Here is a 16,754-nt window from a genome sequence, read left to right as displayed (position 1 = left end):
CACTCATTGTTCTCGTTTTAGTGAATGACAGACATAAAAAAACCGGCATGAGCCGGTTTTTTTATCAAAATCAAAAGCAACTAATTAAAGCGCTTTGATTTTAGCAGCTAGACGAGCTTTGTGACGTGCAGCTTTGTTTGCATGGATCAGGCCTTTAGTAGCCATGCGGTCCATAACAGGTTGCATTTCAGCGAAAGCTTGAGTAGCAGCTTCTTTGTTGCCAGCTTCGATAGCTGAAATCACTTTCTTGAAGAAAGTACGCATCATAGAACGACGGCTAGCGTTATGCTGGCGACGTTTTTCTGAAGTAAGCGCACGTTTCTTAGCAGATTTGATATTTGCCAAGGGTATAACTCCAAAACTTGGTTCGGTGACAATTTAAGGCCGAGGACTATGCCTGTTCAACCGAATCTTGTCAAATGATTTGTGCAAATAACCGCCTAACCAATTGAATTGGCACTTGCGGATTAACACGGTTAATATGACGACAGATTTTACCAGCATTTTGGTTCGGAAGTCACCTTTTGGGGCCATCTTTATGAGGTTTTTTTTGTGAGCAAGCGTCTTTTGCGCTCAGGACTGATTGTCAGCACCATGACATTGGTCTCACGGGTACTGGGTTTGGTGCGAGATGTAGTCGTTGCCAACTTGATGGGGGCAGGGGCTGCAGCCGATGTTTTCTTTTTTGCCAATAAAATTCCCAACTTTCTGCGTCGGTTATTTGCCGAAGGGGCATTTTCTCAGGCGTTTGTGCCAGTATTAACGGAATATCATGCTTCAGGGGATGACGATAAGACGAGAATGTTGATTGCCAAGGCCTCAGGTACACTGGGCGTCATCGTGAGTGTGGTGACGTTATTGGGGGTCTTGGGCTCCGGAGCGGTGACGGCGTTGTTTGGTGCGGGTTGGTTTATTGACTGGCTGAATGACGGTCCTGCCGCCCCCAAATTTGAGCTCGCCAGCCTGTTGCTAAAAATTACGTTCCCTTATTTGTGGTTCATCACCTTTGTCGCCTTGTCAGGGGCAATACTTAATACCTTGGGTAAATTTGCAGTGTCATCGTTTACCCCTGTCTTCCTCAATGTGGCGATTATTGGTTGTGCCTGGTTTGTGGCACCCAATCTGGCTCAACCTGAGATCGGTCTGGCGATCGGGGTTTTTCTGGGTGGTTTGATCCAGTTTCTATTCCAGATCCCCTTCTTATATAAAGAAGGTATGTTGGTGAAGCCACAGTGGGGCTGGCACGATCCTGGGGTAGTGAAAATCCGTACCCTGATGATTCCTGCACTGTTTGGCGTTTCCGTCAGCCAGATTAATCTACTACTCGATACCTTTATTGCCAGCTTTCTGGCGACGGGCTCCATCAGTTGGCTCTATTATTCAGACCGTCTGCTAGAGTTTCCGCTTGGTTTGTTCGGAATCGCAATAGCTACCGTTATTTTGCCGGCTTTGTCGCGTAAGCATGTTGATCAGAGTACTGAACAATTTGCCCATACGATGGATTGGGGGATCAGAATGGTATTGTTATTAGGGATCCCTGCCATGTTAGGATTAATGGTGCTGGCGAAACCAATGCTGATGGTATTGTTTATGCGGGGGGAGTTTTCCCCTAACGACGTTGAGCAAGCCTCGATGTCGTTACTGGCCTATGCATCAGGCTTACTGAACTTCATGTTGATCAAAGTGTTGGCGCCGGGTTATTACGCCCGTCAGGATACCAAAACGCCTGTCCGTTATGGCATCATTGCCATGATTACCAACATGGTGTTTAACGCAATTTTCGCGTATTTCTATGGCTACGTCGGCTTAGCCATGGCCACAGCGTTGTCAGCACTGGTCAATGCATGCTTATTGTATCGAGGGCTTCATTTAGCTGGTGTCTATCAACTGACCAAGGAGACCTTGTGGTTTGTTGCCCGTCTTACGTTAGCGGGGACCGCTATGGTGACGGCGCTATTGTGGCTACTGCCTGCGATGGCGCAATGGTTGCAGTGGTCACTGGCATTAAAAGCCGGTTGGCTCGCCGGTTTGATCGGGCTGGGCGGCGGGGTGTACCTTGTTGTCGCGCTATTGCTCGGGGTTCGTCCGCGGCATTTACGCGTAACGGGATAAGTGGCGCACAGCCTGAACACCTTTAAGATGCATCAAGACGAGGTTTGGGTATATAATCCGTCAGTTTTTTACACTGTGAAAATGAACATGACGCATGGAATTGATCCGAGGAATACATAATATCCAACCTAAGCATCGCGGGTGCGTGCTGACGATTGGTAATTTTGATGGGGTTCACCTAGGCCACCAAGCGGTACTCCGCCAAGTCATGGCCAAGGCGAAGGCTTTGGGCTGTCCTGCGGCAGTCATGAGTTTTGAGCCTCAACCTCAGGAGTTGTTTGGTGGTGATCACGCCCCAGCACGATTAACACGCTTTAGAGATAAGTACTTACAACTGAAAAAAGCGGGCTTAGATCGCTTTTTGTGTGTTAATTTCAATCACCATTTTGCCAATTTATCACCACAAGATTTTGTTGATAGCTTGTTGGTTGAGCAATTGGGTGTTAAGTTTCTGGTAGTTGGTGATGATTTTCGCTTCGGCAAAGGCCGTGGTGGGGATTTTGCCATGCTGGAAGCGGCTGGTAAGCGTTATGGCTTCACAGTCGTTAGTACACAGAGTTTTTGTGTCTCACAGCAACGTGTCAGCAGTACTGCTATTCGTCAGGCCCTCGCCGATGATAAGCTGGAACTGGCTGAGTCCATGCTAGGGCGTCCATTTGCAATTTGCGGGCGCGTCTCCCATGGGCGGAAATTAGGGCGTACGATCGGTTTTCCGACCGCCAATGTCCCTCTCAAGCGCCGGGTATCCCCGGTGTCCGGCGTCTATGCTGTAGAAGTCTATGGCGTGGCAGCGACTGCGCTGCCCGGTGTAGCCAATGTTGGTCGTCGACCAACCGTCAACGGTGTTCGCCGTCAATTAGAGGTGCACCTGTTTGATTTCCAATCTGATCTTTACGGAGCGCAGATTGAAGTCGTGCTTCGCCATAAGTTGCGCGATGAAATAAAGTTTGAATCATTTAGTGCATTAAAAGCACAAATCGAATGTGATGCTCAGTCAGCACGGGTGTGGCTGTCTGAGCATAATAATGTCCAACTTCGCCCAAGTAACGGAATCGAGAATCAATGAGTGACTATAAAGATACCCTGAACTTACCTGAAACAGGGTTTCCGATGCGAGGCAACCTGGCACAACGTGAGCCAGCAATGCTAAAACGTTGGGATGATGAAGATCTTTACGGTGAAATCCGTAAAGCTAAGAAGGGTAAGAAATCCTTCATATTGCACGATGGCCCTCCTTATGCCAACGGTGATATTCACATTGGTCACGCACTAAATAAAATTCTTAAAGACATTATTATTAAGTCAAAGACATTGTCTGGCTTTGATGCGCCTTACATTCCCGGTTGGGATTGCCACGGTCTGCCAATTGAATTGATGGTAGAAAAAAAGTGGGGCAAGCCTGGACGAAAACTGACTGCGGCAGAGTTCCGTGAAAAATGCCGTGAATACGCGGCTGGTCAAGTTGAAGGTCAGAAAGCCAGCTTCATTCGCCTAGGCGTTCTAGGGGAGTGGGACAAGCCATACCGTACAATGGACTTCGTTACTGAAGCGAACATCATTCGTGCGTTGGGCAAAATCGCCGATAACGACCACTTGCTAAAAGGCTTTAAGCCAGTGCATTGGTGTACTGATTGTGGTTCAGCACTGGCTGAAGCAGAAGTGGAATACCAAGATAAAGTATCGCCATCTATCGACGTTAAATTTAAAGCCGTTGATGAAGCAGCTGTTGTTGCTAAATTTAACTGTGCGGCTGACCATGAAGGCCAGGGTGATGTATCCGTTGTGATCTGGACAACAACGCCTTGGACTATGCCTGCTAACCGTGGCGTTGCCTTGCGTGAAGATCTGGAATATGTACTGGTTCAGGTTGAAGCGACTGACGATAAGCCCGCATACCGTTTGATCGTTGCCGCAGAGCTTGCCAAAGAAGTGATGGATCGTGCAGGTATTGAGCACTTCCATAATCTTGGCTTCTGTAAAGGTGCTGATTTAGAGCTAATGCGCTTTAATCATCCATTTTATAGCTTTGATGTTCCTATCGTTCTTGGCGATCATGTAACGACTGAATCGGGTACTGGTTGTGTGCATACCGCACCTGGCCACGGTCAAGAAGACTTCGTAGTAGGCCAAAAATACGGTCTAGAAATTGCGAACCCTGTGGGTAGTAACGGTGTGTATTTACCAGACACTGAACTATTTGCGGGTCAGCACGTATTCAAAGCCAACGATGTTGTGGTTGAAACGCTGAAAGAGCACGGTGCGTTACTACACCACCATGCTTATACGCATAGCTACCCGCATTGCTGGCGTCACAAGACACCAATTATTTTCCGCGCAACGCCACAGTGGTTCATTTCGATGGACAAAGCCGGTTTGCGTGCCAAAGCATTGAGTGAAATCAAAAACGTGCAGTGGTTGCCAGAGTGGGGCCAAAGCCGTATCGAAGGTATGGTTGAAGGCCGCCCTGAGTGGTGTATCTCTCGTCAACGTACTTGGGGTGTGCCAATTGCATTGTTTGTACACAAAGAAACGCAAGAGCTGCATCCTGATACTCACGCTCTGATTGAAAAAGTCGCGCAGCTTGTTGAGCAGAAAGGTATTCAAGCATGGTGGGATTTAGAACCTGCAGAGCTTATGGGCGAAGCGGATGCCGCTAATTATGAGAAAGTGCTTGATACACTCGATGTATGGTTTGATTCTGGTGTTACTCACTTCTCAGTAGTAGATAGCCGTGAAGAGTACCATGGCAATGAAGCCGATTTGTACCTTGAAGGTTCGGATCAGCACCGTGGCTGGTTCCAGTCATCATTGATCTCTTCGGTAGCAATGAAAGACAAAGCTCCGTACAAGCAAGTACTGACCCACGGTTTTGTGGTTGATGGTCAAGGCCGTAAGATGTCTAAATCTGTCGGTAACGTTGTGTCTCCGATTGATGTAACCAACAAGTTGGGTGCTGATATCCTACGTCTGTGGGTAGCATCAACGGATTACACCGGTGAAGTGGCTGTTTCTGATGAGATCCTGAAGCGTTCAGCTGACGCATATCGCCGTATTCGTAACACAGCGCGTTTCTTCCTGGCTAACCTGAGTGGTTTCAACCCGGAAACGGATCTGGTTGCCCCTGAAGAGATGGTGGCATTGGATCGCTGGGCGGTTGGCCGTGCAATGGCTGCGCAAGAAGAAATCATCAAGGCGTACGAAGAGTATAACCTGCATACGGTGATTCAGCGTCTGATGCAATTCTGCTCGGTTGAAATGGGGTCATTCTATCTTGATGTGATCAAAGACCGTCAGTACACCGCGAAGCGTGGTGGCCATGCACAGCGTAGCTGCCAGACAGCACTGTATTACATTGTGGAAGCCTTAGTTCGCTGGATGGCACCAATTATGTCGTTCACTGCTGATGAGATCTGGAATGAAATGCCAGGCCAGCGCGACAAGTTTGTGTTCTCTGGTGAGTGGTTCGAGGGGTTATTTGGCCTGACCGAAGGCGAAGAGCTGAACAACGAATTCTGGGCTGAGATCCAGACCGTGCGTGGTGCCGTGAACAAGTTGCTAGAAACCGCACGTAAAGACAAAGTCATTGGCGGCTCGTTACAGGCTGAAATTACTTTGTTTGCAACAGAAGCGATGGCGGCGAAGCTGAATAAGCTAGAAGATGAACTACGTTTTGTCTTACTGACCTCGAAAGCAGACGTTGTTGTGGTAGACAGCAAGCCTGACGACGCACAAGAAACTGATGTTGAAGGTTTGTTTGTGACCGTGAAAGCTTCTGAAGCCGCCAAGTGTGATCGTTGTTGGCACCATGTGGCCGATGTGGGCACCATTGAAGGTCATGAAGAGGTGTGTGGCCGTTGTGTGAGCAACATCGATGGTGACGGTGAAGAGCGTAAGTTTGCCTAATGACTAAGTTATCGTCAGAGAACGGCTTACCGCTGAGACAATCTGGAGTGCGCTGGCTTTGGCTAGCGGCTCTGATCTTCATCGTTGATATTGCCAGTAAGTTACTGGTGATGAATACCATGGAGTACGGTTGGCCCAACCGTATCGAACTGCTGCCATTTTTCAATTTGCTTTATGTCCATAACTACGGTGCGGCTTTTAGCTTTTTGAGTGATGCGGGTGGTTGGCAGCGTTGGTTGTTTACGGCGATAGCATTAGGCGTCTGTGCGATGCTAATGTATTGGATGCGCAAGTTACCGGCATCAAATAAGCTGGCGAATATCTCCTATGCTTTGATCATAGGTGGTGCGCTGGGTAACTTGTTTGACCGGATGTACCATGGGTTTGTGATTGATTTTTTAGACTTTTATGTCGGAGACCATCACTGGCCAGCATTCAATATTGCCGATATGGCCATTTGTATCGGTGCCGGACTTATTATCTTGGATGGCTTTTTATCCGATAAGAAGCCGTCATCAGCGAAGCACTAAAATTACGCGCAACGTTATAACCCTAAGCGCCGTCCGTTGATACGGGCGGCGCTTTGTTGTTAAATGGAGCCTGAAAATAGGGTTTAGCCCCTCAGCGCAGTATGACAATAATGAAAGGATCTCAGATGTCGGTAATCACAAAAAATAGCGAAGTACTTATGCATTTTGCCATCAGGTTAGACGATGGCTCAGTCGCTGATTCTACCCATGCTGCGGGCAAACCTGCCAAGTTCCGGATGGGGGATGGCAGCTTAACCGATAATTTTGAGCAATGTTTGCTGGGGTTGAAACTCGGTCAAAAAAGCGATTTTAAGCTGGATCCTGAAGATGCGTTCGGGATGCCGAATCCCGATAATATCCATCATGTTGATCGGGCCAAATTTAGTGGTGATGTGCCCGCTGAAGTGGGGTGCATTATCGCCTTTGCTGGTCCAGATGGAAGCGACATTCCGGGTATCATTACAGACGTTACGGGGGATTCCGTGACGGTTGATTTTAATCACCCTCTTGCTGGGCAGCGCGTGACTTTTGAAGTAGAAGTCGTTGCCATTGAAAACTAAGAGTTGTTAGCAATGAAAATTTTACTCGCAAACCCGCGTGGTTTCTGTGCCGGTGTAGATCGAGCGATCAGTATTGTTGAGCGTGCGCTGGAAATGTATCAGCCACCGATTTACGTCCGTCATGAAGTGGTACATAACCGTTTTGTGGTTGAAGGGCTGAAGCAGCGAGGGGCAATTTTTGTCGAAGAGTTGCATGAAGTGCCTGACGATAACATTGTGATTTTCTCCGCGCATGGGGTATCACAGGGTGTTCGCAATGAAGCGAAAGCCCGTCAGCTGACTGTGTTTGATGCCACTTGCCCTTTGGTAACCAAAGTGCATATGGAGGTAGCTCGTGCCAGTCGCCGCAGCATGGAAGTGGTGTTGATCGGCCATGCCGGCCATCCCGAAGTGGAAGGCACTATGGGTCAGTATGCGAGCGACGCGGGGGGGATGTACTTGGTTGAGCGACCTGAAGATGTCGATATGTTGCCAGTTAAAGACCCGAGTAATTTACATTATGTCAGCCAGACAACCCTGTCTGTTGACGAAACGGCAGATGTGATTACCAAACTGCGTGAAGTCTTTCCACAAATTCAAGGGCCGCGTAAAGATGATATCTGTTACGCCACTCAGAACCGTCAGGATGCGGTGCGTGAAATGGCTACTGATGTCGATGCCATGATCGTTGTCGGCTCGAAAAATTCATCAAACTCCAACCGTCTCCGTGAATTAGCTGAAAAACTCGGGACGCCGGGGTATTTGACGGATTGTCCGGAAGATATTGATAGCCAGTGGTTTGTTGGGGTATCCAAGATTGGAGTAACAGCGGGTGCATCAGCACCTGAGGCGTTGGTTAATCAGATTATCGCGCGTATCCAAGCCATCACGGGAGCTGAGGTGGAAGAGTTAACGGGGCGTGAAGAGAATATGTTCTTCGAAGTGCCGCGAGAACTGCAGATAAAAAATATCTAATAGCGATTAGCTTTGTTACCGTGATGTAAACATAAGCCCTGGCACAGCCAGGGCTTTTTTTATCTGCGCCAACAGGATACATTGGGACTTACTCATAAAATAGACACAGGAGAATGGACGCAATGGTAAGAATTGCGATTGCTGGTGCGGCAGGGCGAATGGGCCGCCAATTACTAAAAGCAGCGTATTTGTCAGAACAGGCACAGCTCACTGCGGCGACTGAGCGTTCTGAATCGACGCTTGTCGGGGCTGATGCAGGAGAGTTGGCGGGTATTGGTACGATTTCTGTTGCGATTGTGGATGATTTAGCAAAAGCGGTCGATGATTTTGATGTGCTGATTGACTTTACCGCGCCTGTGGCGACGTTAGCGAACATTGTATTTTGTCAACAGCATGGTAAGAAAATTGTCATTGGTACTACCGGCTTTACGGATCAGGAGCGAGAGCTGATCGATCAGGCCGCAACTATGATGCCGCTGGTGATGGCTCCTAACTACAGTGTAGGGGTAAACCTAGTGTTCAAGTTGCTGGAAAAAGCGGCCAAAGTGATGGGGGATTATTGTGATATTGAGATCATTGAAGCCCATCACCGTCACAAAGTGGACGCGCCTTCTGGTACCGCGATCGGCATGGGAGAGGCAATTGCCGGTGCGATGGGTAATAACCTCAGTGATGTCGCCGTTTATGCTCGAGAAGGGATCACGGGTGAACGCAGTCGCGATGAAATTGGCTTTGCGACTATTCGTGCGGGTGACATTGTAGGTGAACATACCGCGATGTTTGCAGATCTTGGCGAGCGAGTCGAAATTACCCACAAAGCGACAGATCGAATGACATTTGCCAATGGTGCCGTCCGTGCAGCAGTGTGGCTTAATGATAAACCTGCCGGCTTTTATAGCATGCAAGATGTGCTTGGACTCGATGAGCTGTAAATGCCCCATGGGCTAGCATGTAATTGCCTTTGTTAGCTATTAAGCAGTGTTAACCCCTGAGAAAATGACTTCTTGGGGGTGTCTTATCTCTTCCTCTCTTCATTAATATTCAATATAACCTGCATAAAAAGCGCTTACTCAATGGCGATAGTCCCATTATGTGGCGTGATGACAGCCCCCCTGTTATTACGTGGTATTTTGTGTGTATTTTGGTGCCTTGGTCTTTGTTTTCGCCTTTTACTACCAAAAGCGCAAGTTAACTTGCTTGTATTTTATTATTTAATGTTGTTTTTATTTTTTGTTTTAATGGGAAGAAAAAGCAAACGATAAAATTATCATGGGTAGAATTTCAGCCTAAATAAACCTGACTTATCTTGTTTTTTTCGTGCTTTTGACCTTGGTTTCGCTTGTAATGGCTAAAAATAAAATTATTTTTAGGTCATATATTGACAGTTTGGAGTGTCATCCCTAGAATGCGCGCAATTTGTCAAAAATAAGATTGACTATGTTTTTGACTTTGTATGGAATGGGTAGTTGCAATTTTATCTGTTTTAAGTGAATTTTTATTTTTATTGGAGGTTGTCTTGAGCAAATCAGCGCTGTTAGTCCTGGAAGATGGGACAGTGTTCCGCGGCGTATCCATCGGGGCAGATGGTTCGGCCGTTGGTGAAGTTGTTTTTAATACCTCGATGACGGGGTATCAGGAAATTCTCACTGACCCTTCTTATTCCCAACAGATTGTTACGCTTACTTATCCCCATATTGGCAATACCGGCACTAATGCCGAAGACGAAGAATCCACTGCAATTCATGCTCAAGGTTTGGTAATTCGAGATCTTCCCCTCCTCGCTTCAAATTTCCGTAATGAACTTTCTCTTTCTGATTATCTGAAATCACAAAACATTGTTGGCATCGCTGACATTGATACCCGCAAGCTGACTCGCTTACTACGTGAAAAAGGTGCGCAGAACGGTTGTATTGTTGCCGGTAATCATGTTGATGAAGCGTTGGCACTGGCGAAAGCGCAAGCGTTCCCTGGCTTGAAAGGCATGGATTTGGCTAAAGAAGTGACCACTAGCGAAACCTATTCATGGAAGCAAGGCTCATGGACGCTGGAAGGTGGTCTTCCTGAACCTAAAGATGACAGCGAGCTGCCTTATCACGTTGTCGCGTATGATTTTGGTGCCAAACGCAATATTTTGCGCATGTTGGTTGACCGTGGTTGTCGCTTGACGGTTGTTCCCGCTCAAACCTCTGCGGAGGAAGTACTGGCACTGAACCCGAATGGCGTTTTCCTCTCAAATGGCCCGGGTGACCCTGCGCCATGTACTTACGCTATCGAAGCAACCAAAGTGTTTCTAGAGAAAGGCCTGCCAATCTTCGGTATTTGCCTAGGACATCAGATCCTTGCACTGGCGAGCGGTGCTCAGACAGTGAAAATGAAGTTTGGTCACCATGGTGCTAACCACCCCGTGAAAGACTTAGAGCGTGATGTGGTCATGATCACTAGCCAGAATCACGGTTTTGCGGCTGATGAAGCAACGTTGCCAGAGAACCTGCGTGCCACGCATAAATCACTGTTTGATGGTTCGCTACAGGGTATTCACCGCACTGATAAACCCGCATTCAGTTTCCAGGGCCACCCAGAGGCGAGCCCGGGTCCCCACGATGCTGCACCACTTTTTGACCACTTTATCGACTTGATTAAACAGCACAGCGCCTAAGCCGGAGTAGTAAGCAATGCCAAAACGTACAGACATTAAAAGTGTTCTCATTCTGGGTGCTGGCCCAATTGTTATCGGTCAGGCTTGTGAGTTTGACTATTCAGGCGCGCAGGCGTGTAAAGCTCTGCGTGAAGAGGGTTACCGCGTTATTTTGGTGAACTCGAATCCGGCAACAATCATGACCGATCCTGACATGGCCGATGCGACCTACATCGAGCCAATTCATTGGGAAGTGGTACGCAAGATCATTGAAAAAGAGCGCCCAGATGCGGTATTACCAACCATGGGGGGCCAGACCGCACTAAACTGTGCGCTTGAGCTTGAAAAGCACGGTGTGTTAGCTGAGTTCGGTGTTGAAATGATTGGTGCAACGGCGGATGCCATTGATAAGGCAGAAAACCGCTCACGCTTTGATAAGGCAATGAAATCTATTGGTTTATCTTGCCCACGCGCGGATACCGCTCAAAGCATGGAAGAGGCTTATAAAGTTCTCGATATGGTTGGCTTCCCATGCATTATCCGTCCGTCATTCACCATGGGTGGAACGGGCGGCGGTATTGCGTATAACAAAGAAGAGTTCGAAGAAATCTGTCGTCGTGGCCTAGATTTGTCACCGACGAACGAACTGCTTATCGATGAATCCCTGATCGGCTGGAAAGAGTACGAGATGGAAGTGGTTCGTGATAAGAATGATAACTGCATTATCGTTTGTGCGATTGAAAACTTCGATGCGATGGGGATCCACACGGGTGACTCTATCACCGTTGCTCCGGCACAAACGCTAACCGATAAAGAATACCAGTTGATGCGTAATGCATCGCTGGCGGTATTGCGCGAAATTGGTGTTGAAACGGGTGGTTCAAACGTACAGTTTGGTATTAATCCGAAAGATGGCCGTATGGTTATCATCGAGATGAACCCGCGTGTATCACGTTCATCGGCATTGGCTTCTAAAGCAACGGGTTTCCCGATTGCAAAAGTCGCAGCAAAACTGGCAATTGGTTACACCCTTGATGAGCTGATGAATGACATCACCGGCGGCGCGACACCTGCATCGTTCGAGCCAACGATTGACTACGTTGTGACTAAGATCCCGCGCTTCAACTTTGAGAAGTTTGCCGGTGCTAACGACCGCCTGACAACCCAGATGAAATCTGTGGGTGAAGTGATGGCAATTGGTCGTAACCAGCAGGAATCGCTGCAAAAAGCATTACGTGGTTTGGAAGTCGGCGCAACCGGCTTTGATGAGATGGTAGATCTGGATGCGCCAGATGCACTGACGAAGATCCGTCATGAGCTGAAAGATGCGGGTGCAGAGCGGATCTGGTATATCGCCGATGCGTTCCGTGCCGGTATGTCTGTCGATGGCGTGTTTAACCTGACCAACGTTGATCGCTGGTTCCTGGTTCAGATTGAAGAGTTGGTGAAGCTAGAAAACGCAGTCAAAGAAGCAGGCTTTGCTGGTCTTAACGCAGATGTACTGCGCAAGCTAAAGCGTAAAGGTTTCGCTGATGCGCGTTTGGCGAAGTTGCTGGGTATCGCTGAGTTAGAAATTCGTAAGCTGCGTGATCAGTACGATATCCACCCTGTGTACAAGCGCGTAGATACCTGTGCTGCTGAATTTGCTTCTGATACGGCTTACATGTATTCATCTTACGATGAAGAGTGTGAAGCGCAGCCGACTGACAAAGACAAGATCATGATCTTGGGCGGCGGTCCTAACCGTATCGGCCAGGGCATTGAATTTGACTACTGCTGTGTACATGCGTCACTGGCACTGCGCGAAGACGGTTATGAAACCATCATGGTGAACTGTAATCCAGAAACCGTTTCAACCGATTATGACACGTCAGATCGCTTGTACTTCGAACCCGTTACATTAGAAGATGTGCTAGCCATTGTTCGTGTAGAAAAGCCAAAGGGTGTGATTGTTCAGTACGGTGGTCAAACGCCACTGAAACTCGCTCGCGCACTGGAAGCGGCAGGTGTGCCAATTATCGGTACCAGCCCGGATGCGATTGACCGTGCTGAAGACCGTGAGCGTTTCCAGCAAGCGGTAGATCGCTTAGGCCTACTACAGCCAGATAATGCGACCGTGACCACCATGGAGCAGGCGGTAGAGAAATCGAAAGAGATTGGTTTCCCATTGGTTGTACGCCCGTCTTATGTACTGGGTGGTCGTGCGATGGAAATTGTTTACGATGAAGCCGACCTTCGCCGCTACTTTAATGAAGCTGTGAGTGTTTCAAATGAATCTCCTGTATTGCTAGACCGTTTCCTTGATGATGCGATTGAAGTTGATGTTGATGCGATTTGCGATGGTGAGCAAGTGGTTATCGGCGGCATCATGGAGCACATTGAACAAGCGGGTGTTCACTCGGGTGACTCAGCTTGTTCTCTGCCGGCGTATACGCTGAGCAAAGAAATTCAGGATGTGATGCGTGAGCAAGTGAAGAACCTTGCGTTTGAGCTGGGTGTACGTGGTTTGATGAATACCCAGTTTGCGGTGAAGGACAACGAAGTTTACCTGATTGAAGTGAACCCGCGTGCCGCCCGTACCGTACCGTTTGTCTCTAAAGCGACCGGTGCACCACTGGCGAAAATTGCTGCACGTGTGATGGCCGGTCAGTCTCTTGAATCACAAGGCTTTACCAAAGAGATCATTCCACCGTACTACTCAGTGAAAGAAGTGGTGCTGCCATTTAACAAGTTCCCAGGTGTTGACCCGCTGCTTGGCCCTGAAATGCGCTCAACCGGTGAAGTCATGGGTGTGGGCAATACGTTCGCTGAAGCGTTTGCGAAAGCAGAGCTTGGCTGTGGCAAAGTGAAGCAGGCGAAAGGCCGAGCACTATTGTCAGTACGTGGTAACGATAAGCAACGTGTGGTTGACCTAGCCTCGAAACTGGTTAAACAAGGCTACGAGCTGGATGCGACTCACGGAACGGCAGTGGTACTGGGCGAAGCTGGTATTAACCCCCGCTTGGTGAACAAGGTACATGAAGGTCGTCCGCATATTCTTGACCGTATCAAGAATAATGAGTACACCTACATTGTTAACACTGCAGAAGGCCGCCAGGCCATTGAAGATTCTAAATTGCTACGCCGTGGCGCATTGGCAGAGAAGGTGAACTACACCACGACGCTAAACGCGGCATTTGCAACGTGCATGGCATGGACTGCTGATGACCGTAATACGGTAACGTCAGTTCAGGAGCTTCATGCGCGTATTCACAACGCCTAATCACGTTAAATCGAAATAAAAACGGCCCGCTTAATGCGGGCCGTTTTTTTTCAAGCTTATTTACGCGTTACTCGCACCTGTTTACTTGCATTGTCTCTCACGTGTCGCGGTTAAGCGTTGCCATTAATAATGGTTATATAGTGTTTGATATAGTGATCGTTCAAAGGTTTCAATGGCTGGGGGGGCTTTCACAGTATCATCCGCGGGCTCTACGGGGTGATAGTTAGTGATCATCTGGACAAACAGCAATGAATGCCCTGATTGGGTTTTGATCAGCCCTGCCAGGTTATAGGTGCCATATAAGGAGCCACTCTTAGCTTGTATTTTCCCCTGAAGTGGTTGATGGCGGATACTCTGACGGTAACGCAGAGTGCCGCTCTCACCGCTAACCGGTAGGGCATCAAGCAGTCCCAGCGTTTTATCATGTTGGTCAATGTAAGTGAGTACTTCCATTATCTGATTGGCGGTTAGCCGGTTGTTGCGTGACAAGCCAGAACCGTCGACCAGTACCGCATTATCGAGATTAATCCCCGCTTTATCTCGTAAGATGGCTTTGATCGCAGCGGTACCATTGGCGTAATTTCCCGTTTGGTTGAAGTAGCGGCCACCGAGGGTTTTAGTCAGGTTATCGGCAATCAGGTTGTCGGAATCTTTGATCATGGTATTGAGCAGATCATTCAGTGTTGCTGAATGATGGCGAGCAATGATGGTGCCAGCCGCTGTGTCATCGCGATAGATCTTACCCTGATGGCGAATGCCTAAGCGCTTCAGTTCGCTGGCAATGGTCTGGCTGATATAGGCTTCAGTATCTTGTACCGCAAAGTTCAATGGTAGCGGTTTGTCACGTTGCGCCAGACAGCCACTAAGCAGGTAGTTATTGTTAGCCTGCGTGGTTAAGTTCAGCTCACAGAAGCTATCGCGTTGTTTTTCTTTGTCGGTGATTGTGGCTTCTGTGGTGACGGTGATGGGCTGGTGGCTGGGAACATTCACTCGGGTAAGCTGGCCGATGGCTTGGTTGCTGTATAGCGCCCCTTGCACACAATTGTGCTCGAGGCTCAAGCTGCTCGATGGTGCGCTATAACATACGCCGAGGATATCCCATGGCCAGCCGGGAGCCTGTTCGTTGCCGTTAAATTGACTGCCGTTAAGTAAAATATTTCCCTTAATCGTTGTGATGCCATGCTTTTTCAGTTGGCCGAGTAGGCGACTTAACTGTTGACGCGAGAGAGTCGGGTCGCCGCTGAAGTTGATGACGATGTCGTTGCCGCGCTGGGCCAGTGTCGTTTCGAACTGAAAGTCATTGTTGAGGTAGAGCTTCGCCGCCAGTGCAGTGAGCATTTTTTGGATACTGGCGGGCGGTTGCAGTTGATCAGCCCGCTGTTGGAATAGTGTGTCCCCGCTATTGGTATCCACAATCACCAGTGCACTGTCATTGCCATTGGGCAAGGCGGAAAAGTCCGGCGAGGGGAGGTTGCTGGTGGCCGCTGAAGCCAATAATGAGAAGCAGAGGCTCAGTGGTGCGAGCAAAAAACGTAACATGAGTGGCCTTTGGTAAATCCATCGAGGCCCCTATCATAAAACAAAAAGGCGCGAACCCGTAGGTTCGCGCCTTTAATGATAGATTACGTAGATTCTAAATTACATTAGAAGTCGTAACGTGCACCAATTGCGAATTGGTTGTTGTTTGGAACGAATGAAGAAGTGTTGTCTGTTTCGCTTAGTGAGTAGCCATTATCTTCAATGAAGTAGGTGTAGCCAACATACGCACGGAAGTTAGGGTTGAAGTAGTAAGTTGCATCAACGCCAGCTTGGTTGACAAGTACAGGTGCATTAGCTGAATGGATTACTTCTAGGTAGTTATAGGTTGCAGTAAATACCGTTTTACCCATGGTGTATGCTGCGGCATATTCATAGCCACGCTGATGACTTTCTGCAGAGCTTGCAACGTTGTCGTGACGATTAGCATCTTGGTATAGTGCGCCAAAGTATAGGTCGCCCATGGTGTAAGATACGCCAGCGTATGTTTGCTTGTTGTTTTCGTTTGTAGTGCCGTTGTTTTGTGCACCGTAACCTAGACCGAATGCTAGGCCGTTATCCATCGCGTATTTCGCTGATGCCGCATAACCTTTGTGGTTGTCAGCATCGGCACTCTTACCGCCATCAAACACATAGTTTGCTTTAACAGTTAGGTTGTTGAAGGTACCGACATACGCAAGGTTGTTGTCGCTACGGTCACCCACAGCAATTTTGTTACCCACAGCACCGCCACCGAATGACATGATATCAGTGAAATCAGTGATCATGCCCAAAGAGCCGTCAGCTTTACCGTAGCCTAGTTGGTTGTTTTCGTTAGCCACGCCAACGAATAGGTAACGGTATTGCTCATCGTTTGAGTCTGCAAAATCTTTTTCAACATAACCGAGTGCGTTAATGCCATCAGCGATTTCTGTTTGGCCTGCAAAACCAATACGCGCTTTATTATAACCATCATTAGACACATCATGGTCAGACAGAACTGCTGCCGTTTCAATACGACCAGTAACATCAACACTTGAAGTATTGTCAGAATACACTTCTGCAGCGTTTGCTACAGATGAAAGAGAGGCGGCTGCTACTGCAAGGGCAATCAGTTTCTTGTTCATTGTCGAATCCTTTTGGGGAATTTTTTGTTGTATACAAATATGTGCTAAATGCATGGTGTTCTTTTTACTGGTTGCTAGCGCTAAACTGTTAGTAAAAAAAACTGAAAAATACTCTGAAGGAATCAAAGATCATTGTTTTTCTTGGTTGTTAACCCT

Annotated in this window: 12 protein-coding genes; 9 read left to right on the top strand and 3 right to left on the bottom strand. The window is 48.1% G+C overall.

The genetic code is table 11. From position 1 onward, the window contains the following. Positions 1-84 precede the first annotated feature (84 nt). On the bottom strand, positions 85-345 hold the full coding sequence (rpsT, locus tag L4D12_RS14785) for a 30S ribosomal protein S20 (protein WP_428448614.1): 261 nt from the start codon (positions 343-345) through the stop codon (positions 85-87). 207 nt (positions 346-552) lie between these two features. On the opposite strand from rpsT, the gene murJ reads away from it, so the two are divergent. From murJ to carB, 9 genes are all read left to right on the top strand, one after another. Then, positions 553-2,112: a murein biosynthesis integral membrane protein MurJ gene (gene murJ / locus L4D12_RS14780; RefSeq protein WP_428448613.1), complete on the top strand. Its 1,560-nt coding sequence runs from the start codon at positions 553-555 to the stop codon at positions 2,110-2,112. Between the two features lie 94 nt (positions 2,113-2,206). Continuing rightward, positions 2,207-3,178, top strand: a complete 972-nt coding sequence (gene ribF, locus L4D12_RS14775; protein WP_428448612.1) for a bifunctional riboflavin kinase/FAD synthetase — start codon at positions 2,207-2,209, stop codon at positions 3,176-3,178. Beyond that, positions 3,175-6,015 (top strand): isoleucine--tRNA ligase, encoded by a 2,841-nt coding sequence (gene ileS, locus L4D12_RS14770; RefSeq protein ID WP_428448611.1) that lies wholly within the window; start codon positions 3,175-3,177, stop codon positions 6,013-6,015. Before ribF ends, ileS begins: the two co-directional genes overlap by 4 nt. Continuing rightward, on the top strand, positions 6,015-6,545 hold the full coding sequence (gene lspA / locus L4D12_RS14765) for a signal peptidase II (protein WP_428448610.1): 531 nt from the start codon (positions 6,015-6,017) through the stop codon (positions 6,543-6,545). The genes ileS and lspA overlap by 1 nt, the downstream gene beginning before the upstream one ends. Before the next feature lie 125 nt (positions 6,546-6,670). Continuing rightward, a complete protein-coding gene (gene fkpB / locus L4D12_RS14760) occupies positions 6,671-7,105 on the top strand; it encodes an FKBP-type peptidyl-prolyl cis-trans isomerase (RefSeq protein WP_428448609.1) in 435 nt (144 codons plus the stop codon). Between the two features lie 12 nt (positions 7,106-7,117). Then, positions 7,118-8,059: a 4-hydroxy-3-methylbut-2-enyl diphosphate reductase gene (ispH, locus tag L4D12_RS14755; protein WP_428448608.1), complete on the top strand. Its 942-nt coding sequence runs from the start codon at positions 7,118-7,120 to the stop codon at positions 8,057-8,059. A 122-nt stretch (positions 8,060-8,181) separates the two neighbouring features. Further along, on the top strand, positions 8,182-8,991 hold the full coding sequence (dapB, locus tag L4D12_RS14750) for a 4-hydroxy-tetrahydrodipicolinate reductase (protein ID WP_428448607.1): 810 nt from the start codon (positions 8,182-8,184) through the stop codon (positions 8,989-8,991). Between the two features lie 584 nt (positions 8,992-9,575). After that, positions 9,576-10,715 (top strand): glutamine-hydrolyzing carbamoyl-phosphate synthase small subunit, encoded by a 1,140-nt coding sequence (gene carA / locus L4D12_RS14745; RefSeq protein WP_428448606.1) that lies wholly within the window; start codon positions 9,576-9,578, stop codon positions 10,713-10,715. Between the two features lie 16 nt (positions 10,716-10,731). After that, a complete protein-coding gene (gene carB / locus L4D12_RS14740; protein WP_428448605.1) occupies positions 10,732-13,956 on the top strand; it encodes a carbamoyl-phosphate synthase large subunit in 3,225 nt (1,074 codons plus the stop codon). A 123-nt stretch (positions 13,957-14,079) separates the two neighbouring features. Here the strand turns inward: carB and dacB are convergent, their stop codons facing one another. Next, positions 14,080-15,495, bottom strand: coding sequence for a serine-type D-Ala-D-Ala carboxypeptidase (gene dacB / locus L4D12_RS14735; protein ID WP_428448604.1), 1,416 nt, complete (start codon positions 15,493-15,495; stop codon positions 14,080-14,082). 104 nt (positions 15,496-15,599) lie between these two features. Then, positions 15,600-16,598 carry a porin gene (locus L4D12_RS14730; protein WP_428448603.1) on the bottom strand — a complete coding sequence of 333 codons (999 nt, stop codon included), beginning with the start codon at positions 16,596-16,598 and terminating at the stop codon, positions 15,600-15,602. Positions 16,599-16,754 lie beyond the last annotated feature (156 nt).

The organism is Photobacterium nomapromontoriensis (genome assembly GCF_050336815.1).
GTDB lineage: Bacteria > Pseudomonadota > Gammaproteobacteria > Enterobacterales > Vibrionaceae > Photobacterium > Photobacterium nomapromontoriensis.
Note: the sequence above shows the minus strand (reverse complement) of the source record. Positions and strands in the feature narration are given on the sequence as shown.

Bases quoted from the DNA above. Each gene is read 5' to 3' on its own strand.
- ribF (WP_428448612.1), top strand. From the start codon at position 2,207: ATGGAATTGATCCGAGGAATACATAATATCCAACCTAAGCATCGCGGG.
- ileS (WP_428448611.1), top strand. From the start codon at position 3,175: ATGAGTGACTATAAAGATACCCTGAACTTACCTGAAACAGGGTTTCCG.
- lspA (WP_428448610.1), top strand. From the start codon at position 6,015: ATGACTAAGTTATCGTCAGAGAACGGCTTACCGCTGAGACAATCTGGA.
- fkpB (WP_428448609.1), top strand. From the start codon at position 6,671: ATGTCGGTAATCACAAAAAATAGCGAAGTACTTATGCATTTTGCCATC.
- ispH (WP_428448608.1), top strand. From the start codon at position 7,118: ATGAAAATTTTACTCGCAAACCCGCGTGGTTTCTGTGCCGGTGTAGAT.
- dapB (WP_428448607.1), top strand. From the start codon at position 8,182: ATGGTAAGAATTGCGATTGCTGGTGCGGCAGGGCGAATGGGCCGCCAA.
- carB (WP_428448605.1), top strand. From the start codon at position 10,732: ATGCCAAAACGTACAGACATTAAAAGTGTTCTCATTCTGGGTGCTGGC.
- dacB (WP_428448604.1), bottom strand. From the start codon at position 15,495: ATGTTACGTTTTTTGCTCGCACCACTGAGCCTCTGCTTCTCATTATTG.
- L4D12_RS14730 (WP_428448603.1), bottom strand. From the start codon at position 16,598: ATGAACAAGAAACTGATTGCCCTTGCAGTAGCAGCCGCCTCTCTTTCA.